The sequence below is a fragment of the Hyphomonas sp. genome (genome assembly GCF_016125515.1).
Classification (GTDB): Bacteria; Pseudomonadota; Alphaproteobacteria; order Caulobacterales; family Hyphomonadaceae; genus Hyphomonas.
Genome location: NZ_WGLO01000010.1, coordinates 187,014 through 206,434, shown reverse-complemented (window position 1 = coordinate 206,434; position 19,421 = coordinate 187,014). Strand labels below are relative to the sequence as shown.

The following is a 19,421-nucleotide window of genomic DNA, read 5'->3' as shown; positions in this document are numbered from 1 at the left end:
TACCTTTCAGGCCGGAAATCCGGGCGCCGTCATCCGCGCCGCCTTCGGCGCTAGTTGGCTGGCTTGCGGCCAGGCGCAATAGTCCGCCGCATAGTACGCTCCCGGACGAAAATTGCCCGAAAGTCCCGGCCCGCCGAACGGCATCGACCCACTGGCACCCGCGGTCGGGCGATTGCGGTTCAGGATACCGGCTCTCATCTCGTTGTAGGCGACGACCCATCTTGCGTCATCGTCGCAGACGAGACCGCCGGACAGTCCATACTTAGTGGCATTGGCGCGTTGGATGGCCGTGTCGAAATCCTTCACGCGCACGATCTGCATCAGCGGACCAAAGAGCTCCTCATCCGGAATATCCGAAGCGGCGGTCACATCCAGCACGCCAGGCGTGACGAACCCGCCTTGAGGCTTCGCCGTTAGCGCGAGCACGGGCTTGGCCCCGCGCGAAAGAAGCATGTCCTGGAATGACATGGCCTGATCGCGGGCGCGCTCCGACACGAGCGGACCCATGAAGATATCCGGTTCGTTCCATGCGCCAATGCGCAGCGCCCGTGCGCGCTCAGCAATTGCCGCTACGACGGCGTCGCCGAATCTGCCTTCGGGAAGGACAATGCGGCGCGCGCAGGAACAGCGTTGACCCGTCGTCAGGAACGCGGACTGCGCGGCGATATCGGCTGCGGCGTCGATGTCTGCGGGATCCCAGATGATCAGGGGATTGTTACCCCCCATCTCCAGCGCCAGAATGACTTCCGGGCGGCCCGCAAACTGCTTGTGGAAGAATACGCCGGTCGCCGCAGAACCAGTGAAAAGCAAACCGTTGATGTCGTTTTCGATCAAGGCGCCGCCGGTTTCGCGGCCACCCTGCACGATGTTCAAACAACCTGGGGGCAAGCCGGCTGCTTTGAAACACTCCGCCATCAAGGTTGCCACGCCGGGCGCCAGTTCGGAGGGTTTGAACACGCAAGTATTGCCCGCCAGCAAGGCCGGAACGATGTGACCGTTGGGCAAGTGGCCGGGAAAGTTGAACGGACCGAACACCGCCATCACACCGTGCGGACGATGGGTCAACTGGGCTGAACCGAACGCTGCGGCTTCCGTCTTTTCGCCGGCGCGTTCCTTCATCGCGGCGATCGAGACGGCGATCTTGGCCTTCATGGTTCCCGCTTCGGCGCGCGAATCCCAAAGGGCCTTGCCCATGTCCCGGCTGATGACTTCCGCAATCGCTTCGGCGCGCTTGCCGATCTCTTCGGCGTAGCGTTCGAGGATTGCGATTCGCTCCTGCGGCGCGCGGCGTGACCAAATGCGGAACGCGCGCCGGGCCGAGGCAACCGCTTCAGCCACATCGTTCGCATCCGCCGCCGCACCTTGCCACACGATCTCGCCTGTGGACGGACAGGTATTGGAAAACACACCTGCGCCGCCATCGCGCCAGAGGCCATCAATGAATACGCCGTGATCCATCATTTGCTCCGCATCCAGACACGCGCCGGTGATCCGGCTTTCAACTTCAAGGCCTCCAGCGCATCAGCCGGAACCACCAATCCCGTCTCTCCGCGCCGGACGAACCGGCCGAGTGTGACCCGGAAATCCGGCAACCGATTGCTGGACAGCAGTCCTTGCCGGGCTTCAGGATCCGACGCCGTAGCACCAATCTCAACCGTCAGCACTCGGCTCTCTTGTATCGTCCGGATATGCCGGCGCTGCGCTGCGACCAAGGGGCCGCCATCGAAGATATCGACCGTCCTGTCGAACTCGAACCCTTCCCACTGGAGCAGCTTGTAAGCGCCGACACCGTCCGAGTGACAGCGCCCGATCACTTCCCGGGCTTCGGTCGGAATCAGGTCCACGTAGATCGGATAACGCGGCATCAGGTCCATGATGAACTGGTTGTCGGTCGTCGCAGACAGCCGGTCGGCCTCAGCAAAATCCATGCGGAAGAAATGCCGGCCAAGACCCTCCCAGAATGGTGACCGTCCTTGGTCATCGACGACGCCGCGCAACTCGGCGAGTACCCGGTCGCTGAAACGTTCAGGGGCGGCTGCCATCAGAAGATAGCGCGACTGGGCCGCAAGGCGCCCCGCGCCGCCGCCTCGATGATCGGCTTTCAGGAATAGCGTGCCCACTTCGGTGTAGCCGACGTATTCATTCGTGAGCACCAACGCATCCATGTCGAATCGCAGGTTGCCGGCTGCATGGCTCGCCTGGGCGAGCGTGATGATGCGGTAGTTGAAGAAGGGTTGGTCTATACCGGTCCCGGCCTTGACGGCGGAGCATCCCACGACCTGCCCGGTCGCAACCTCCTCGATCATCATCAGATACTTTCCGTACTGAAGATTCCGTTGTCGGCCATGGAAAGCACGGTCCGATTTCTCGAGCCGTTCACGCAGGATCGGTTCATCGACAGGCAAGCTGGTAAAGCCGGGCCCCGACATTTCCGCAAGCTCAGTCAACGCCTCAAGATCGTCGAGACGCGACGGCCGCATTACATAGGTTGTCGACATGGTCAGCGTCCCATCATGTCCTTGATACGGCGCGCATCCAGCCGGCCGTCTGCAAGGCGGTTCAGCAGCAGCGCCGAGAGCAATGCCCGTTCGGGAAAACTCTCTGTAATGACGAATTCATCCGGCGAATGGATGCGGCCACCCCGCACGCCCAACGTATCCACGTTCGGCACGCCGGCAGCGAAGATGTTGTTGCCTTCACAGACACCGCCGGTATCCACGAATTCCAGATCGAGCCCGATGGCCCGCCCGGTCGAATGGACCGCTTCAAACAAGGCCTGCTGAGCCCCGTTGCGGGGCTTGGGCGGGCGGTAGAAGCCACCGTGCAGATGGCCATGGATGCCGTCCCGCGACACCGCGCGTTCAAACAGTTTCTGTACGGATTGGGTCGCCCACTCGGCGGCTTGATGGTCCGGCGCACGCGCGCCGAACCGGACAATCGCGAGGTCCGGAACGATGTTCACGGGCGCGCCGCCGTCAATCGAACCGACATTGAACGTAACGCCGTCGAACTGGTTGTTCAGCGCTTCGAGCCCGACAACCAGCTCCGCCGCAGCTTCGATGGCGCTGCGGCCTTCTTCCTTGGCGCGCCCGGCATGGGCGGCGCGGCCGTGGAGCACGATATCGAACACGGCAGAGCCCTTCCGTCCACCGGCCATCGCGCCTGTTTCCATGGCCGGTTCGTAGGTCATTCCGATTAGGGCGCCCGAGGAGGCGGCACGGCGCAAAGCTTCCGAGCTTGCGAAATTGCCTATCTCCTCGTCCGGAGTGAGCACGATCCGGTAGCCGAGCTGGTCTTTCAGACGGCTCGCTTCAAACGTGCGAAGGGCTTCCAGCATCACGCAGATGCCGCCCTTCATGTCTGCCATGCCGGGACCATTGACGCGCCCGTCCGGCAGATCAGTGACCGTTTCGAAAACGCCGGGGGCAAAAACGGTGTCATAGTGCCCGGACATGACGATCTGGACCGGAGCCTGCGGACGCGCCGAAATCTCGACGATCGGGCCGGTGTGCGCCTCGCTGGTTTCGCCGTCGGCACCGACTGATTCGAAAGCCGCACCTTCATTGAGCTTGATCTCGGCTTCGAGCGCCGAGAACGCATCCGCGAGCCGCGGCGCGAACCGGCGAAGCCCGTCGGTGTTCAGGCTACCGGTATTGTGCGCGGACCATCGCTTGGTCCGGTCGAGCATTTCGGCGGCGGACGCGTACAAGCGCTCACGCGCAGCCTCATCCTCAGGTGAAAGAGTCGAGAGATCTGTTGTCATGGCGCCCTACGTTTCACAGCTGGAACACAGCGGCAAGGCCTCGCCGGTTCGGCGCCAGAAACAAAAACGGCCCGGCAAATTGCCGGGCCGCCAGTTTGTTCGATCTTCCAGTCGTTACTGGACGACGATCGTGACTTCCGAACGGCGGTTGAGCGGCTCGCGCACACCGTCGTTGGTAGCTTTGGCGAGAGCGGTTTCGCCCTTACCGGCTTTGTTGATGACCGAGGCGTCAATGCCGCGCTCGGAGAGAGCAGCTGCGACGACGTCAGCACGACGGATCGACAGCTTCTCGTTGTAGGCCGAACCGCCCGACGTGTCGGTGTGGCCGACGATCGAGACCGAACCTGCCGAGCAACCGGTGCCGGCCGCGATGTTCGCGACGGCCTGGTCGATAACGGCAGCAGCCTGGCTTGTCAGATCCGAGCGATCCCACTCGAAGTACACGACAAACTCTTGGTTCAGAGCCGAGCACTGCTGCGCAACGGTCTCAACTTCTTCCACCGGCGGCGGCGGAGGAGGCGGAGGCGGAGGCGGCGGCGGCGGCGGAGGCGGCGGCGGCGGGGGTGGCGGCGGCGGCGGAGGCGGCGTCACGCCAAAGGCGTAACGCAGACCAACGGTTGCCGTGCTGTCCGTGTAGTCACCATCGTAGGCCACGCCACCATGGTTGCCGTCGAACTCCAGATCTTCAGCAACGAAGTACTTGTAGCCGAGATCCAGGGTCAGGCGATCGGAAATCTTGAAACCGACGCCCAGCAGGCCCTGGTAGGCAACGCCAGCAGCGGTGTCGTTGAAGCCGTTGGCAGCGCTGAGCAGCGGCGAGGTTCCGGTGACACGGTTCGCAGCCTTCGCACGGACCCGCGTTCCGCCGATACCGGCGCCGATGTAGGGGCGGATCGTACCATCTTTGTTGAAGTCGTAGATACCATTGATCATGATATCCATGACGCTGATATTTCCAGCCGCGTTCGTCGTGGTGCCTGCAAGCGTGCCGCCAATACCGGTCGGGACTTCAAGGTCACCGCCGCGATAGCCAACAACGCCTTCGACACGCAGACCGTTGTCGTAGCCGTAGCCGAAGCCGAGGTCAGCGCCCAGCAGCTCAGACGCGTCCGAGTTGTCGATGAGAACGCCGTTGCCCGACACTTTCGCATCGTGGTCGAGGCGACCATCAAACGTGTATTGGAGGTCAGCGCGGGAGTACCAGCCTTCCGCGTGTGCTGTGAGACCGGCAGACGCGAAAGCGGCCGCGGCGGTAGCGCACATCAGAGTTTTCTTCATACTCAATCCCCTTTTGTGTGCCGATCGACGGAATTGCCTTCGGCCGCAGGTTCATACGGACTTAACCGCATAGTTTGCTGTTAATAGGTTTTCTGAGAATCCGCGAGAGGAATCCGGCGGAAAATATTAGAATTCCATGGAATTTTTTACCCACCGCGGCCCTTTTGCAACACGTGCAATCAAGGACACAGAGTTGCCTGATTTGGGGTGGCACGAACGGGCCCGAGTGAGATGGTACCGCCTCTCCGGCTTGAACGGAGGACCTCTGGTTCCACAAACCAGCGCTCTAACCAACTGAGCTAAGGCGGCAATCCGGTTTCGGCATACAGGCGGGTGACGGCGGTTTCAAGGCCGGCCGCGCGCCTGACAGCGTTGATTTTTAGACCTTCACGACCTGGTCGAATTCCAGATCGACCGGCGTGCCCCGCCCGAAGATCGAAACGGTGACTTTCAGGCGACCATTGGCCTCGTCAATTTCCTCGACCGCGCCTTCGAAGCCCTGGAACGGACCATCGTTGACCTGGACCTGCTCGCCGATCTCAAAGCTGATTCTCGGCCGCGGACGCTCTGCTGAGGTGTCGGTCGACTTGCCAAGGATCCGGTCCACCTCACGTTGACGGACCGGAAGCGGCTTCTTGCCGCCTTCTGCGCCCAGGAAGCCCGACACTTTCGGGGTATCCTTGACGAGGTGATAGATGTCATCGGTCAGCTGCGCCTTCATTAGGACGTAGCCGGGGAAATAACGCCGCTCGACGGTCTTTTTCTTGCCACGCGCGACTTCAACGACCTCTTCGGTCGGCACTTCGATTTCCTCGATCAGGGCAGTGAGGCCCTTGCGTTCGGCCTGCTCGCGAATCGAGGCGGCGACCTTCTTCTCGAAGTTCGAATAGGCGTGGACGATGTACCACTTGGCTTCAGGCATGGGCCGAGCGCGCTCCTGCAGGTCTGGATTCACGGAGTTCACCCTCAGGCGCCCCGAACAAAATTGACGAAGATCGTTATGAGCGTATCGGCCAGGAAAAGGAAGATTGCGATCAGGATCGACATGATAACCACGAAAATGGTCGCCTGAATGGTCTCTTGACGCGTTGTCCAGGTCACCTTGTTCCCTTCCGCGCGCACTTGCGCAAGGAACGTCAGCGGTCCGACCCGCTTCTTCTTCGGTTTCTGGTCCTTGTCGGCCATAATATCACTCGTTTTTCAAAGGCGGGCGAGTAGCCCGTTTATGGGCCCGCGTCCACGGTAAATGTGCAGGATTCGACGACTTTAGACCATCTGGGGCGCCTTGCCCTGCGCTGCAAGAGACGCGCCCAGGAAGTTCCGGCAGGCAGCCGGGCCGCCGGCATCAGGACTGCACCAGTGCCCGGTATGCATGCCAGCTGGCCATTCCGACCACAGGAAACACCACCGCGAGGCCAATGAAGGCCATCGAGATGCCAATCAGGGTCAGGAAGACGATCAGGAAGGCCCAGAAAAGCATCGGAAAGAAGTTGCGGTTGACCGCGCGCACGCTCGTCGCGAGCGCCATGAACACATCATAGCGCCGGTCGAGCAACATCGGCGCGGCCACAACCGCCAACGAATAATTGCAGAAGGCCACGACCCCGCCGGTCACGAGCCCCATAAGGATCATCATCTGCCCGCCGGGTTCGGCCAGGACGAAGTGGAGGAACTCCGCCCGGCCCTTCAGGATTCGCCAGGTCGAGAGCGCGTAGATGACCTGCGCGATCCGGGTCCACAGGAAGTAGAGGAACACCATCAGCAGCCCCAGCAGCAGCTGGTCCTTTCGCGCTGCGTCCTTCACCCAAATCACGTCCAGCAGTGTCGGCTTCTCGCCCGACGCCAGCGACCGGGCCATCGCATAGAGCCCCATGCCCAACATCGGGCCGACGATCAGGAAGCCGCCCAGCAATACGTAGAACCAGCTCGCCGACCCTGTAGAATACAGAACCCAGAAGATGCCGGCGCTGATCGCGGCCAGAACCGAACCGTAGAGGAGGCTGATTCCGGGCGCGGCGAGAAAGTCGCGCCAGCCTGCAGCGAGCCACTCGACGGGCGCCCCCATCCGGATGGTGTTGATGCCTGGCAAGCGCTGAGGTGCCACAGGCGTGGCCTGTTCGCTCATGATGTCCTCCCGATATGGTTTTTGGGCAGATTGAGGCCCAAACACGCCGGAAACACCATCGGGATTCTACGTAGTCGGCCCATCCGCGCATTGCGCTGACGCGCGTGCGGCCTACACCTGACGACCGGAGGAACCGCCAATGAAGTTCGAACTCGACGAAGACCACCGCATGCTGCGCGATCTTGTCCAGAGGTTCGTACGCGAAGAGCTGATGCCACTTGAGGGGGCGGTCCTGGCTCGGGACGCCGCCGGCGAAGGCGCCTACCTGACCGCCAGCGAACGCGAACGCCTTGACCGGGTGTCGAAGGAAATGGGCCTTTGGAGCCTTGATGCCCCCGAAGAGGCCGGCGGCATGGGCCTGCCGCATGTGGCCTTGGTCGCGGTAAACGAAGCGCTCGGCTCGACGGTCGCCACGTACACCCTGCCCCCGGATTCGCCGAACCTTCGAATGCTGATGGCAACCGTGAACGAACGCCAGAAAGCGGCCTATCTCGATCCGTACGCGCGCGGCGAAACCATTTCGGCGATCGGCATTTCCGAGCCGGGTGCGGGCGCAGACCCGGCCGGAATGCTGACGCGCGCCGTGCGCGATGGCGACGACTGGGTCATCAACGGCCGCAAGATCTGGATTACGCGGGCCGCGGAAGCCGATTTCACCATCCTGATGGCGATCACCGACAAGGCGAAGGGCGCACGCGGCGGCATGTCGGCCTTCCTCGTCGACAGGGACACGCCGGGTTTCAATGTGCTGCGGCGCATTCCGATGCTGGGTGGCGAGTTCACCTACGAAGTGGCGTTGGAGGATTGCCGTGTTCCGGGGTGGAAGTTGCTTGGCAAGGAAGGCGACGGATTTGGTCCGATGCAGATCCGCCTCGGCACCCGGCGGATGGAGATGGCCGCCTGGTGCATCGGCGCGGCGCAGCGAGCGCTGGATATGATGCGGGAGTATGCGCCCCAGCGCCGGACCTTCGGCGCCAAACTGTCGGAGCGCCAGGCGGTCCAATGGTGGGTCGCCGATGGCGCAATGAAGATCCACGCAGCGCGCCTGATGGCGTATGACTGCGCGTGGAAAATCGATCAGGGGCAGGATGTTCGCAGCGAAATCTCGATGATCAAGGTCTTCGCGCCCGAAATGGCCACCGAGATCATCGATCACGCCATGCAATGTTTCGGCGCGATGGGTATGACCAAGGAAATGCCGTTGCACCTGTTGGCAGGCCGTATCCGCAACATGCGCATTTATGACGGCCCCAGCGAAGTGCACCGGATGGTGGTCGCCCGCAACCTGATGGACACGCGGCCCTAGGAGGCGTCAGTCCGTCTTGCCGAAGTTCCGGGCCGGCAGACCGGGAATATCCACGGTTACGGCAAACAGACTGCCGGAAAGCGGGCGCGAATCGAGTTGCGGGAAACTGAGGCCGACGCGGGACGTTGTGATGAACAAGGTGCGCAGGTCTTCACCGCCAAGGGCGCAGCCGGTCGGTAGCGGCGCCGCGAGCACGATTACCTGATCCACGGCGCCGTCAGGCGTGAACCGCACGACCCGCGAGGCGCCGTGCAGGCAGGTCCACAGTCCGCCGTCCCGGTCTATCGCCGATCCGTAGGGCTTTCCGCCGAACTCATGCGTGAACGCGAACGTACGCCGGCCCGAGACGGCGCCAGTTTCGGGGTCGAAGTCGTGGGCCAGGATTTCGCATTCGGCCGAGTCGCAGGTGTAGAACGTGCGGCCATCCGGCGAGAACTCGAACGTGCGCGATGACATCACCGAGGGCAGCCGGATCGGCGCAATCGTACGGTCCGGATTGTAGCGGTAGTATGTGCCGACGGGCTCGCGCTCGGCGTCGTCTTCGGTCGCGAACCAGAAGGACCCGTCCGGCGCAACGCCGCCATCGCTGGTGCGGTTGGTCTCCGGCTCGCCTTCAACGACCGCAAGGCGCTCGTAGATTTCGGTCGCGGGGTCAAAAAAACCGATTTCGCGGTCCGCCGCCATCAGCAGCAAGCCGTCAAACAGCGCTATGCGGCTCGGCCGGACTGGCAGTTCATACCGCCGGGTGTTGCCCGTGCGCGGGTTGTAGCGGTGCAGCTTGGCCCGTTTCTGGTCTACCCACCACAGGAACCCTTCGGCATGACTCCACAGCGGCGACTGGCCATTGAGGCATCCGGTCGGGGCGACGCATTCTGGGGTGATGATCATCGAAGGGCCGGACTCCTGCGTGTCTGGGACGCGCCTTAATCTTCACCGAGCAGTCCGGCAAGATCGGCGATTTCGAACAGCCCGTCCTGAAGGGCTTCTATGGCGGAGGTTTCGACCACTTCGGCGCCCAGGGCATCGAGGGCAAAGCCATATGCCTCGAGCAAGGGCCCATCTGCGACCAGCAGCACCTCGTCGCCGGGATCATAGTTCGCCGCGACGTCCGCGCCAATCATCAAGCCGGCCAGCGCGGCGGCCTTGTTCTCCGGCAACAACCGGCCCTGGCGGATGGCGGCCTCGACTGAAAAGACCGGCGGGCTGTCATCGGTGTCCAGAGCGCGCTCGATCCAGTCCCGGAACACTTTCATATCAAAGGTCTGAGGCCCCGACCCGGCGATGGACAACGTTCCGTGCTGCAGCAGGATATCGCGCAGCTCGGCGGTGATCTCGGTCGAAAATTCAAGCAGCCGGCCATGTTCGACGACGCAGTGCTGCGTGTGCGGCCCGGCAATGCAGACGGTACCAGCCGCTTCTCCAAGCCCCAGCAGCACGGTTTCCGCACCGCAGGTCAGGTCTGGCGGGTTCTGTTGACCGATCCAGGGCACGAGATGGATGCCGCCCTCATTGCCGAGATGTCCGGCCAGATGGCTCAGGGAGAAAGGCGCGTTCAACTGGAGCTCACGCGTGCGCAACAGCGCGGCCGAAACATCACCGCAGCCGAGGACGGGAACGTCCGGATTCGCGCCCAGCCATTCGGCCAGATGGAAACGGACGCGGCCCGGCCAGTCGGCATGGCCTGCGACGGGCTCCTCCCGGACCTGGTAGGCTGAAAGGATTTCACCTTCATCGTCGAAGGCCCAGGCGCGCAATTGCGTCCCGGCCCATTCGAACCCGACCAGCGCCAGGCTGTCTTTCATGTCTTCTACTCCGCCGAAGCACATCTCCGGCCATAAACCTGTTGAAAGAAGGTCTCCCGTCTCGCGGCAAGGCGGGGATGTCAATCGCCTTGCGCCCGCGTTGCCCCCAAGGCAAGAACGCCGCTGGACGCAGGAGGCGCAGATGACGGTCAAGACAGATACGCCGGATGAGGCCGCCGCAGCCTTCACAGAGCTGGCGCGCATCATGGCGAAACTGCGCGATCCGGTTTCAGGATGCCCGTGGGATCTGGAGCAGGATTTCGCGACGATCGCCCCCTACACGATCGAAGAGGCCTATGAAGTCGCTGACGCAATCGAGCGCGGCGACTTGGGCGAGCTGCGCGACGAACTGGGCGATCTACTGTTCCAGGTGATGTTCCACAGCCGGATGGCCGAAGAACAGGGCGCCTTCGCGCTGGCTGATGTCGTGCACGCCATCAATGACAAGATGATCCGCCGCCATCCCCATGTGTTCGGCGACGGCACCGAACGCTCCGCTCACGAACAAACGCTTGCCTGGGAAGAGGTGAAAGCCGCAGAGCGCGCCACCAAGGCAGACAGCAGAGCGCCGGCCAGCGCATTGGACGGCGTCGCCCGTGCGCTGCCTGCCCTGCTGCGCGCCGAGAAACTGCAGAAGCGCGCCGCCCGCACCGGCTTCGACTGGACGGAAACACCGCCGATCTTCGACAAGCTTGAAGAAGAGATTGCGGAAGTCAAAGAAGCCATCGCCGGCGGCGACGCAGACGCGATAGAAGATGAAGTCGGCGACCTCCTGTTCGTGGTCGCCAACCTCGCCCGCCGGCTTTCGGTCGATCCGGAACAGGCCCTGCGCAAGGCGAACGCCAAGTTCGAGCGCCGGTTCCGGGCGATGGAACAGGCCGCGTCCGACGAGCGTGTGGATTTTTCCGCGCTGTCGCTGGATGAACAGGAAGCGTATTGGCAGCGGGTCAAACGCGCTGAGCGCGCTTAGTCCGGCGTCGCTAGAAGGCCGGGAAACTCGGCCCGGAACTGGCCCAGCCGTTCTGCTGACAAGCGAACGACGAGATGCGAGCTGCCATCATCCTCAGCGCGCTCTTCAACCACATCGCCCTTCTGGTGCAGCCAGGCACGGATGCGCCCTTGCGCCGGTAGCAGATCGAGTTCGATCTCCTGCCGTCCACTGAGCAATGATCGTTCGATGAGCTTCAACAGCTCATCCATGCCGTCGCCGGTGAGTGCCGACACCGCCACTGCTTGCGGCCCTGTTTCGGCCAGGGCGAGGTTTTTCAACGCGGCGGCCTCTTCGGCGGGCATGGCATCGATCTTGTTCCAGGCTTCGATAAGGGGCGGCAGCGGAAGACCGGACTCCTTTTCAAGCCGTTCAAGTACGGTCATCACATCGCGGGCCTGCTCGCGGTCAGACACGCTCGACCGGTCCCGCACGTGCACCAGCAAGTCGGCCTGAAGCGATTCCTCCAGCGTAGCCTGGAAACTGTCGATCAGGTGGGTCGGCAGATCCGAGATGAATCCGACCGTATCGATCAAGGCCGCATCGCCTAGCGAGGGCAGCTCGATCTTGCGGATGGTCGGGTCCAGGGTCGCAAAGGGCATGTCCTTGGCGAACACGTCCGAACCCGTCAGGCGATTGAACAAGGTGGACTTGCCGGAGTTGGTGTACCCCACAAGCGCGATCACCGGCGTGCCGGTGCGGCGGCGTCCTGAGCGCTGAACCGCGCGTGTGCGTTTCACTTCGTCAAGGTCGCGCCGCAAGCGGATGATCTTGTCGTCCAGCATCCGGCGGTCGGCCTCGAGCTGGCTTTCACCCGGACCGGACAGGAAACCCGAACCGCCGCGCTGGCGTTCAAGGTGGGTCCACGTGCGCACAAGGCGGGAGCGCTCGTACAGTATGCGCGCCAGTTCGACCTGCAGACGGCCTTCCTTGGTGCGGGCGCGCAGGCCGAAGATTTCGAGGATCAGCCCGGTCCGGTCGATGACCTTCATGCCGAGCCGCTTTTCAAGGTTGCGCTGTTGCACAGGCGACAGGACACCATCGATCACCGCGAGTGTGCAGCCGGCCGCCTCAAGGTCCTCGGCCATGCGGTCGACAATGCCTCCGGACAAGAGGAAAGAGGGGTTTTTCTTGCGGATCTGTTCCGGACGCACGAAGCCGAGCTGGCAGCCAAGGGCTTCCACCAGACCGGAGGTTTCGCGAACACGATCAGGGGTCGGCCGGTCCGCCGGCGTGAACCATGGAATGACCACGCCGGCAGTTTCCGGCTCCGGCAATCGGTCAATGAACTTGTCGGTCAATCCCGATCAATCCCCTTCCATCTCTTCATCGAAGAGCTGGACCGGCGCACTCGGCGCAATGGTTGAGATCGCGTGCTTGTAGACAAGTTGCGGCGGACGTCCATCCCCGCGCAGAAGCACGCAGAAGTTGTCAAACCAAGTGACCACCCCCTGCAGCTTCACGCCATTGACGAGAAAGACCGTGAGGGGTGTGCGCGATTTGCGCACGGCGTTGAGGAAAGTGTCCTGCAGGTTTTGTTTCTTATCGGCAGACATGCGCTTTTGTATTCCTGCTACTGTTTTTTGTTATGCTCCCGAGCTAAGTCCTTTGCTGCAGGTGCGCAAGGGTCAGCCCCGCCAAAAGCTCAGTGAAAGAGCAGGAAGCAAGGCCAATATCTCCAATCTGCCCAAAAGCATGGCACAGATCAGGAGGATTTCGCTGCCGGGGCCCATCTTTTCCGCGGTTCCCGAGATCAGTCCCCCGGATGACGTCAGCCCACCGATGGAAAGCCGGATGGAATCGTCGAATCCATGGCCCGTGAAGCTGAACCCGATGATGAAAACGAAGACCGCCAGCACGTAAGCGACAAAGTAAACCCAGACGCCAATCACGCTGCGTTCGTCCAGCTCGCGGTCGCGGAATTTAAAACTGACGATGGAGCGCCTGTAACCCAATTGCTGGAATTCCTGGCCCGCGCGCTGCGCCAACACCACCACGCGCGCCAGCTTGATCCCGCCGGCCGCCGCCAGCGCTGACCCGCCGATCAGGCAAGGCATCACATACACCGTCAACGGAATACGGCTGGCGACTTCAGCGCTGGTCAGCGGAATTCCGGACGTTGTCAGGGTGGAGACTGACCAGGCGAGCGAGTCACCGGCAGACAGGCCAACCAGGATCGCCGCCAACGCAAAAACCAACACGAAAAGTCCAAAGATCATGATCTCCGGATCCTGGATGATCGCACTCCAGTTGCGCTGGCGGAACGGCAACCAGAAGGCCAATCCCAACGCGCCGATACAGAGGCCAGTCCCCATCGCCAGCGACACCCACACCGATCCCGCGGCCCGGTTCAAGGCATCGGGATGAACAAGACCTGTGGTGATCACGCTGATCGCGTCGCCGATGGCCCTGCCCGGCTCCACGCCGAGCATCAGCAACACGACGAAGATCGCCGAGATCGAAAGGGTGAGCATCATGGCCACCGGCCAGACGATGCGCGGCATGGCGTCGAAGAAGCTGGACTCCGGCAGCGTGAACAGGACGGTCCTGTGTACACCCGGCCCGCCAAGATTGATCGCCGCAAATACGCCGGCCGCCATCACCAGCGCCGCAAAAGCACCCAGTAAATGCAGCGCCGCGCGCCAGTAGATCAGGCTGACCGGCCATTGCGCGCCCGTCACCCGGATCATCGTGTCTCCCGTGGTCGTCAGGCAGCTGGCCGCTTCATGGATCGCCGTGATCGGCGAGTCGTTTGCCACCCCGAAGATGAAAGGCATGGCCGTGGCGAGAGGCGTTAAAAGCCACCAAAGGATCACGACCGCTAGCCCGTCCGATGCGCGCGCCTTGTGCCTCGGCCGCGGGGTGAGCAGCATGACGCTCGCCGCAGCAACCGCGATCCCGAGCGCCGTGGCGCCGAAGGCTGTGACCTGCGCCGTCTCTCTCGCCATGGCAGCAATTCCGGCGCCCAGCACGGCAAGGCCGGCCACGATCAACATGAGCAGGCTCAGGACGCGGGCGACGGAGGCGTAGTTCATGGATCAGAAATAGTCCGGGTTGACCCGGAAGAATTTTTCGACGCTGCGCACCATCTCGGCTTCGTAGAAGATCACGAGGTGGTCCTCAGGCCGGACGACCACGTCGGTATCGGGCATCAGGATCTGGTCGCCGCGCAGGATGGCCGCCGCGGTCACACCTTCCGGCAAGTCGTCATAGCCGATCGGCTTGCCGATCAGGGAGGACGATTCGAGCGTGACGCCTTCGGCCACTTCGGCCATACCATCCTCGAGGGATTGCAGGCCAAGGATCCGGCCGCGGCGCATGCGCAGGAGCACCTGAGAGACCGTCAGAGCCCGCGGATCGAGCACCGTATCGACACGCATATCGGTTGCGAGACTGGCCAGTTCAGGCGCGTTGATCAGCGCCAGCGCCCGTTTCGCGCCTGCCCGTTTGGCGAGATTACTGATGAGCAGGTTCGTCTTGTCGTCATCCGTGATCGCGATCACGAAGTCCGCCCGGTCGACGCCGCCCTCTGCCAGGATCTCCGGATTGAGACCGTCGCCCTGGATCACGATGGAACGCTTCACCTCCGAGACGGCCTTGTTGGCCCGTTCGGCGCTGCGCTCGATCAATCGTACACGGATATGGCTTTCGCGTTCGAGAACCTTGGCAACGTGGAGCCCCACATTGCCGCCGCCGACAATCACGACATGATCGAGGCGGCTCTGGTCGCGGTTGAAGATGGAGGTCAGCCGTTCGGCATGCACATCCAGCACGGCCACATAGGCGCGGTCACCCGGCTTGAGCACATCGCGTCCACGCGGCGCGCGGATCCCGGCGCCCCGGCCGATGCCGATCACCCGCGCAGAGAGATCTGGAAACACGCCGCGCATCTGGTCGACCGGCAGGTCGATCAGCGGGTTGTCGGCGCCCAGCTCGAAACCGAGCAGTTTGAGTTTTCCGCCAGCGAAGTTCGCGGTCATGATCGTGCCGGGTGTGCGGAAGCGCTGGAGGATGGCATCCCCCACTTCGGCTTCGGGCGAGATGACCATGTCGATCGGCAAACCCTCTCGCGAGAAGATGTTCTTCCAGGCCGGGTCGAGATAGGAGCGGTCGCGCACCCGCGCGATCTTGAAGGGCACGGAGAATACCGTGTGGGCAATCTGGCAGATCACCATATTGATCTCGTCGAAATGCGTTACCGCGATGATCATTTCGCAGTCCGCTGCCCGCGCGCGCTTCAACACGTCCGGGTGCGCCGCATGACCAACCAGACCGCGCACATCGAGATCAATCGAGACCTGATCCACAAGATCGGGGTTCTCGTCGATGATCGTTATTTCGTGCTTTTCGCGCGCAAGGCGGCGGGCAATGCCCTGGCCCACCCGGCCGGCACCACAGATCAGGACGTGCATCAGTTCAGCCTTTCAGCCCGGGGATCAGGAATCGTGCCGCACGCCGGTTGTTATCCCCAAAGCCTTTAATTTTCGGTGGAGGGCGGAGCGTTCCATCCCGATGAATTCAGCGGTTCTGGATATATTTCCGTTAAACCGGGTGATCTGCAGTGTGAGGTATTCCCGTTCGAATTGCTCGCGCGCATCCCGCAAGGACAGGCCAACGAGGTCCGCAGAGCCCGACTGGGCGGCCGGAGAGGCTGACCGGCCAGGATCGCGGGGCAATTCGTCCACGCTGATCGGGCGCGCAGAATCGGAGGGCGAGAGGATCAGGATCCGCTCGACCAGATTGCGCAGCTGCCGGATGTTTCCGGGCCACTCCATCGACTGGAGCACCGCCAACGCCTCCGGTGTGAAGTTGCGGCACATCAGGCCTGATGTCTCCGCAATCCGGTCGCAGAAATAGTTTGCAAGTTCGGTTATATCGTCACGCCGCTCGGCCAGCGGCGGCACACGCAGCGGCACGACGCTGAGCCGGTAGAACAGGTCTTCGCGGAAATTGCCCTTCTCGATTTCAGAGCGCAGGTCCTTGGTCGTGGCGGCCATCACACGGACATCGACGCTGACATCGGAACGCCCGCCGACGCGCTGGAAGCGCTGCTCCGTCAGGACCCGGAGGATCTTGTTCTGAGTGCCGATGGGCATGTCGGCAACTTCGTCGAGCAGCAACGTGCCCGTATGCGCCCGCTCGAATAGTCCGACGCGGATCGTGCGGCCTTGCGAATCTTCTTCGCCGAACAGCGCAATCTCCATCTGGTCCGGCGCAATCGTTGCGGCGTTCACGACAACGAAGGGCCCGTTAGCGCGCGCTGAGCTCTTGTGGATCAGACGCGCCGCCAGCTCCTTGCCAACACCCGCCGGTCCGGTGATCAGAACCCGCGAATTGGTCGGCGCGACCTTCTCGATGGAAGCGCGGAGTGTCGCTGCGGCCTGACTGTTGCCGATCCAGCGCTCTTCGTCGCCGGCGCGGTTGCGCAGTGCGGCGTTCTCATAACGCAATGCGGCAGACTCGATTGCACGCTCGACCACAAGCATCAGGCGGTCTGCCTTGATCGGCTTCTCGATGAAATCGAACGCGCCACGCCGGATCGCGGCAATCGCGGTTTCGATATTGCCATGACCGCTGATCACGATGACCGGCAGGATCGGATCGATCGACTTCAGGTATTTCAAAAGGGACAAGCCATCCATGCCACTGCCCTGCAACCACACGTCGAGGATCACCAGTCGCGGTGTCCGTGAACGAACTTCCTCCAGCGCACGCTCCGCTGTGTCAGCCGTGCGAACAGAATAGCCCTCATCGCCGAGCACGCCGGCCATCAGCTCCCGGATATCCGGCTCGTCATCAACCACAAGGATGTCCAGTGCCATGTGACCCGATTCCTCTACAAACTCATTGAACTGGGCACTTGCCCGTCTTCATGCGCTGGCAGGCTGGCAGACGTATCGTCTGACTGCATGGCCAGCGCGCCATTTTCCGGAAGCACAACGCGCACGCGCGCGCCCTGCAGGCCGTCCGGCCGGTTCTGCAGCGAAATCGATCCGCCATGATCCGCAATGATACGGTTCACGATGGCGAGTCCCAGACCTGTACCCTTTTCGCGAGTCGTGACGTAAGGCTCCAACAGCTTGTTGCGCACGTCAGCCGGAAAGCCGGGTCCATTATCCTCAATCACGATCTCAAGGCCGCCCAGATCGCGACCGAGAATGATCCGGATATGTCCGGACACGTCGTTTTCAATTGGCTGGCCCTCGATGGCCTCCGCCGCATTTTTAAGGAGATTCCCGAAAGCCTGCGCCAGCAGACGCTCATCGCCCAGGAAGGGGGCGGTTTCGAGTTCGGTCTCGAGTTCGATTTCGATCTCGGGCGACACCACGCTTTGCGCAAAGCTCGCACCCTGAAGCACGCTTTTCATGTCAAACGGCGCGATGCTCGGCTTCGGCATCCGCGCAAAACTGGAGAACTCCTCGACCATGCGTGCGATCTCGTCGACCTTGCGCAGGATTGTATCGACCGACCGGTCGAACACCCCATCGGAATCGTCGATCTTGGAACCGTAGCGGCGACGCAGGCGCTCCGTCGCCAGCATGATGGGTGTCAACGGATTGCGGATTTCGTGCGCGATCCGCCGCGCGACATCGCGCCATGCCAGCTGGCGCTGCGCATTGATCAGACGCGTCGTGTCGTCAAAAGTCAGCACGCAGCCGCCGGACGGTTCCGGCGCGGACTTGAGACGCACGCTGCGAAGCTCGCCGTTCCGCGTCAGTTCGAGGCTCGCATCGACGGCGGCGTTGCGCTCGAACGTGTCGCGCACGATCCGTTCGAAAGACGGCGCCACATCCGACAGTCTGGCCCCTTCCGGCACATCATTCAGCCCGAGAATCTCGCAGGCAGAGCGGTTGGCCAAGGTAATCCGCGCCTCCCGGTCCACCCGAATGACACCTGCGCCGATCTCGCCGAGTAGCGTCTCGACGAACCGGCGGCGGTCTTCCTCTTCGTTCCGCGCTCGGATCAAGGCGCTCTGCTGACCGGACAGTTGCTGGGTCATGGCGTTGAACGAACTGCTGAGTTCATGCACCTCATCCACCGGCCCCGTTACCGGTACACGCACACCAAGATCGCCGTCGCGAACGGCGTGGGCCGCCGAAGCGAGGCGTCCGATGGGCCCGGTGATGCGTCCCGCCGCTTCAAGACCCAAACGTCCTGCCAACAAAAGAACCAGGCCGACGATCTGCGTGTACCCGATCGCAAAGATCGCCTGCAGACGGCCACTGTTGCGCTTGGCGGCGTAGTATTCCTCCAACGCCGTCTCCGCTTCGCGCAAGGAGCGCGCCGCGTTCCGGTCGAACACTTTGGCGGCATAGATGTAGCCGTCGACCGGCGCCGAAATCTTGATGAGAGATGTCGCGATGCCGCGCCCCTCATAGAGCGTCGTCGCAACCTCGCCATTGTCCGCTTCGGTGAAGGCGGATTTGGGCGGCGAGATCAGGATGGGATCCTGCACGCTCGCCTCGGCGATCAAGTCGACCCCGTCAGGACCGAGAATCGCGATGGTCAGCAATTCACGGATCGCAAGTTCGGATTTCAGGCCTTCGAAGAATTCCTTCGAGGCATAGCTCTCCACCTGCGGCTCTCCGGCGGCCGGAGCGCTTGCACCCGCAAGCGACTGATCGACCTGCTTGGCAAAGTTCTCGACATCCATCGCCGCGAGGCGGGTATCGGAATCGAAGGTGGATTGGAAATTGTCGACATAGGAGCGGAAGATCTCGGTATTCTGCTTCATCAGCTCATCGACCCGCTCGCCGATCCAGCGGTCGAGGCCGCGCGTGATGAACGCCCCCATGAAGACGGCGACGACCATGGCTGGAATCAGTGCCGAGAAGCCGAACAGAAGAACGAAGCGCCTGGCCAGGCGCCCACCGCCCGCCGTGCCATCACTGCCCCGGATCTTGAAATATTCGCGCACCACGATGATCGCGAGCACGACCAGCAGAACAAAGTTGAGCCCAAGCAGCCAAGGCGTGGCGCCGGCCGTCGGATCGTTCGGCGCAGCCCCGGAAATCGCTATGAAGGTCGCGAACACCGCGACCAGGGCCGCGATAATGAAGAGCCCCTCGAACAGGGCCCAGCTTGCCTTGGGCGTCTGGGAATTTGTACTCGTCGACACTTGATCCGGCTCAGTTAGGGCCCCGGCCCCGTTGCAATCC

Annotated in this window: 17 protein-coding genes and 1 tRNA gene; 2 read left to right on the top strand and 16 right to left on the bottom strand. The window is 62.5% G+C overall.

Annotated elements, in window-relative coordinates; translation table 11 throughout:
• Positions 1 to 6: 6 nt before the first annotated feature.
• The 8 genes from astD to GC148_RS10160 form a co-directional block, all read right to left on the bottom strand.
• Complete coding sequence (gene astD / locus GC148_RS10195; RefSeq protein ID WP_291070641.1) at positions 7 to 1,458, bottom strand: succinylglutamate-semialdehyde dehydrogenase; 1,452 nt, start codon at positions 1,456 to 1,458, stop codon at positions 7 to 9.
• The gene (locus GC148_RS10190; RefSeq protein WP_291070640.1) at positions 1,458 to 2,498 is read right to left on the bottom strand and encodes an arginine N-succinyltransferase; all 1,041 of its coding nucleotides are present in this window, start codon (positions 2,496 to 2,498) and stop codon (positions 1,458 to 1,460) included. Before GC148_RS10190 ends, astD begins: the two co-directional genes overlap by 1 nt.
• Positions 2,499 to 2,500: 2 nt before the next feature.
• The gene (locus GC148_RS10185) at positions 2,501 to 3,763 is read right to left on the bottom strand and encodes a hydrolase (protein ID WP_291070639.1); all 1,263 of its coding nucleotides are present in this window, start codon (positions 3,761 to 3,763) and stop codon (positions 2,501 to 2,503) included.
• A gap of 114 nt (positions 3,764 to 3,877) precedes the next feature.
• The gene (locus tag GC148_RS10180; protein ID WP_291070638.1) at positions 3,878 to 5,041 is read right to left on the bottom strand and encodes an OmpA family protein; all 1,164 of its coding nucleotides are present in this window, start codon (positions 5,039 to 5,041) and stop codon (positions 3,878 to 3,880) included.
• Between the two features lie 232 nt (positions 5,042 to 5,273).
• Positions 5,274 to 5,350 (bottom strand) — tRNA-His (locus GC148_RS10175).
• 70 nt (positions 5,351 to 5,420) lie between these two features.
• Complete coding sequence (nusG, locus tag GC148_RS10170) at positions 5,421 to 5,963, bottom strand: transcription termination/antitermination protein NusG (RefSeq protein ID WP_291070637.1); 543 nt, start codon at positions 5,961 to 5,963, stop codon at positions 5,421 to 5,423.
• 44 nt (positions 5,964 to 6,007) lie between these two features.
• Positions 6,008 to 6,226 carry a preprotein translocase subunit SecE gene (secE, locus tag GC148_RS10165; RefSeq protein WP_291070636.1) on the bottom strand — a complete coding sequence of 73 codons (219 nt, stop codon included), beginning with the start codon at positions 6,224 to 6,226 and terminating at the stop codon, positions 6,008 to 6,010.
• A gap of 160 nt (positions 6,227 to 6,386) precedes the next feature.
• On the bottom strand, positions 6,387 to 7,166 hold the full coding sequence (locus GC148_RS10160) for a DUF2189 domain-containing protein (protein ID WP_291070635.1): 780 nt from the start codon (positions 7,164 to 7,166) through the stop codon (positions 6,387 to 6,389).
• 139 nt (positions 7,167 to 7,305) lie between these two features.
• Between GC148_RS10160 and GC148_RS10155 the strand changes: the two genes are divergently transcribed.
• Positions 7,306 to 8,472, top strand: a complete 1,167-nt coding sequence (locus GC148_RS10155; RefSeq protein WP_291070634.1) for an acyl-CoA dehydrogenase family protein — start codon at positions 7,306 to 7,308, stop codon at positions 8,470 to 8,472.
• A gap of 6 nt (positions 8,473 to 8,478) precedes the next feature.
• Here GC148_RS10155 and GC148_RS10150 read toward each other — a convergent pair whose 3' ends face one another.
• The gene (locus GC148_RS10150) at positions 8,479 to 9,360 is read right to left on the bottom strand and encodes an SMP-30/gluconolactonase/LRE family protein (RefSeq protein WP_291070633.1); all 882 of its coding nucleotides are present in this window, start codon (positions 9,358 to 9,360) and stop codon (positions 8,479 to 8,481) included.
• 35 nt (positions 9,361 to 9,395) lie between these two features.
• On the bottom strand, positions 9,396 to 10,274 hold the full coding sequence (locus GC148_RS10145; RefSeq protein ID WP_291070632.1) for a 2-dehydro-3-deoxygalactonokinase: 879 nt from the start codon (positions 10,272 to 10,274) through the stop codon (positions 9,396 to 9,398).
• 142 nt (positions 10,275 to 10,416) lie between these two features.
• On the opposite strand from GC148_RS10145, the gene mazG reads away from it, so the two are divergent.
• Positions 10,417 to 11,244 carry a nucleoside triphosphate pyrophosphohydrolase gene (gene mazG / locus GC148_RS10140; RefSeq protein ID WP_291070631.1) on the top strand — a complete coding sequence of 276 codons (828 nt, stop codon included), beginning with the start codon at positions 10,417 to 10,419 and terminating at the stop codon, positions 11,242 to 11,244.
• Here mazG and hflX read toward each other — a convergent pair.
• From hflX to GC148_RS10110, 6 genes are all read right to left on the bottom strand, one after another.
• Positions 11,241 to 12,563 (bottom strand): GTPase HflX, encoded by a 1,323-nt coding sequence (gene hflX, locus GC148_RS10135; RefSeq protein WP_291070630.1) that lies wholly within the window; start codon positions 12,561 to 12,563, stop codon positions 11,241 to 11,243. The two genes, mazG and hflX, sit on opposite strands and share 4 nt — an antisense overlap.
• 6 nt (positions 12,564 to 12,569) lie before the next feature.
• Positions 12,570 to 12,818 (bottom strand): RNA chaperone Hfq, encoded by a 249-nt coding sequence (hfq, locus tag GC148_RS10130; RefSeq protein WP_291070629.1) that lies wholly within the window; start codon positions 12,816 to 12,818, stop codon positions 12,570 to 12,572.
• A 72-nt stretch (positions 12,819 to 12,890) separates the two neighbouring features.
• On the bottom strand, positions 12,891 to 14,258 hold the full coding sequence (locus GC148_RS10125) for a potassium transporter TrkG (protein ID WP_291070628.1): 1,368 nt from the start codon (positions 14,256 to 14,258) through the stop codon (positions 12,891 to 12,893).
• A gap of 42 nt (positions 14,259 to 14,300) precedes the next feature.
• A complete protein-coding gene (gene trkA / locus GC148_RS10120) occupies positions 14,301 to 15,674 on the bottom strand; it encodes a Trk system potassium transporter TrkA (protein WP_291070627.1) in 1,374 nt (457 codons plus the stop codon).
• 24 nt (positions 15,675 to 15,698) lie between these two features.
• Positions 15,699 to 17,084 carry a sigma-54 dependent transcriptional regulator gene (locus GC148_RS10115; protein WP_291070626.1) on the bottom strand — a complete coding sequence of 462 codons (1,386 nt, stop codon included), beginning with the start codon at positions 17,082 to 17,084 and terminating at the stop codon, positions 15,699 to 15,701.
• Between the two features lie 14 nt (positions 17,085 to 17,098).
• Positions 17,099 to 19,381: an ATP-binding protein gene (locus tag GC148_RS10110; protein ID WP_291070625.1), complete on the bottom strand. Its 2,283-nt coding sequence runs from the start codon at positions 19,379 to 19,381 to the stop codon at positions 17,099 to 17,101.
• Between the last annotated feature and the right edge of the window lie 40 nt (positions 19,382 to 19,421).

What these genes read in the sequence shown, in the direction of transcription:
- GC148_RS10190 (WP_291070640.1), bottom strand. Translation starts at nt 2,498, where the DNA reads ATGTCGACAACCTATGTAATGCGGCCGTCGCGTCTCGACGATCTTGAG.
- mazG (WP_291070631.1), top strand. Translation starts at nt 10,417, where the DNA reads ATGACGGTCAAGACAGATACGCCGGATGAGGCCGCCGCAGCCTTCACA.
- GC148_RS10150 (WP_291070633.1), bottom strand. Translation starts at nt 9,360, where the DNA reads ATGATCATCACCCCAGAATGCGTCGCCCCGACCGGATGCCTCAATGGC.
- secE (WP_291070636.1), bottom strand. Translation starts at nt 6,226, where the DNA reads ATGGCCGACAAGGACCAGAAACCGAAGAAGAAGCGGGTCGGACCGCTG.
- GC148_RS10180 (WP_291070638.1), bottom strand. Translation starts at nt 5,041, where the DNA reads ATGAAGAAAACTCTGATGTGCGCTACCGCCGCGGCCGCTTTCGCGTCT.
- GC148_RS10145 (WP_291070632.1), bottom strand. Translation starts at nt 10,274, where the DNA reads ATGAAAGACAGCCTGGCGCTGGTCGGGTTCGAATGGGCCGGGACGCAA.
- GC148_RS10115 (WP_291070626.1), bottom strand. Translation starts at nt 17,084, where the DNA reads ATGGCACTGGACATCCTTGTGGTTGATGACGAGCCGGATATCCGGGAG.
- trkA (WP_291070627.1), bottom strand. Translation starts at nt 15,674, where the DNA reads ATGCACGTCCTGATCTGTGGTGCCGGCCGGGTGGGCCAGGGCATTGCC.
- GC148_RS10155 (WP_291070634.1), top strand. Translation starts at nt 7,306, where the DNA reads ATGAAGTTCGAACTCGACGAAGACCACCGCATGCTGCGCGATCTTGTC.
- GC148_RS10185 (WP_291070639.1), bottom strand. Translation starts at nt 3,763, where the DNA reads ATGACAACAGATCTCTCGACTCTTTCACCTGAGGATGAGGCTGCGCGT.
- GC148_RS10125 (WP_291070628.1), bottom strand. Translation starts at nt 14,258, where the DNA reads ATGTTGATCGTGGCCGGCCTTGCCGTGCTGGGCGCCGGAATTGCTGCC.
- astD (WP_291070641.1), bottom strand. Translation starts at nt 1,458, where the DNA reads ATGGATCACGGCGTATTCATTGATGGCCTCTGGCGCGATGGCGGCGCA.
- hfq (WP_291070629.1), bottom strand. Translation starts at nt 12,818, where the DNA reads ATGTCTGCCGATAAGAAACAAAACCTGCAGGACACTTTCCTCAACGCC.
- nusG (WP_291070637.1), bottom strand. Translation starts at nt 5,963, where the DNA reads ATGCCTGAAGCCAAGTGGTACATCGTCCACGCCTATTCGAACTTCGAG.
- GC148_RS10160 (WP_291070635.1), bottom strand. Translation starts at nt 7,166, where the DNA reads ATGAGCGAACAGGCCACGCCTGTGGCACCTCAGCGCTTGCCAGGCATC.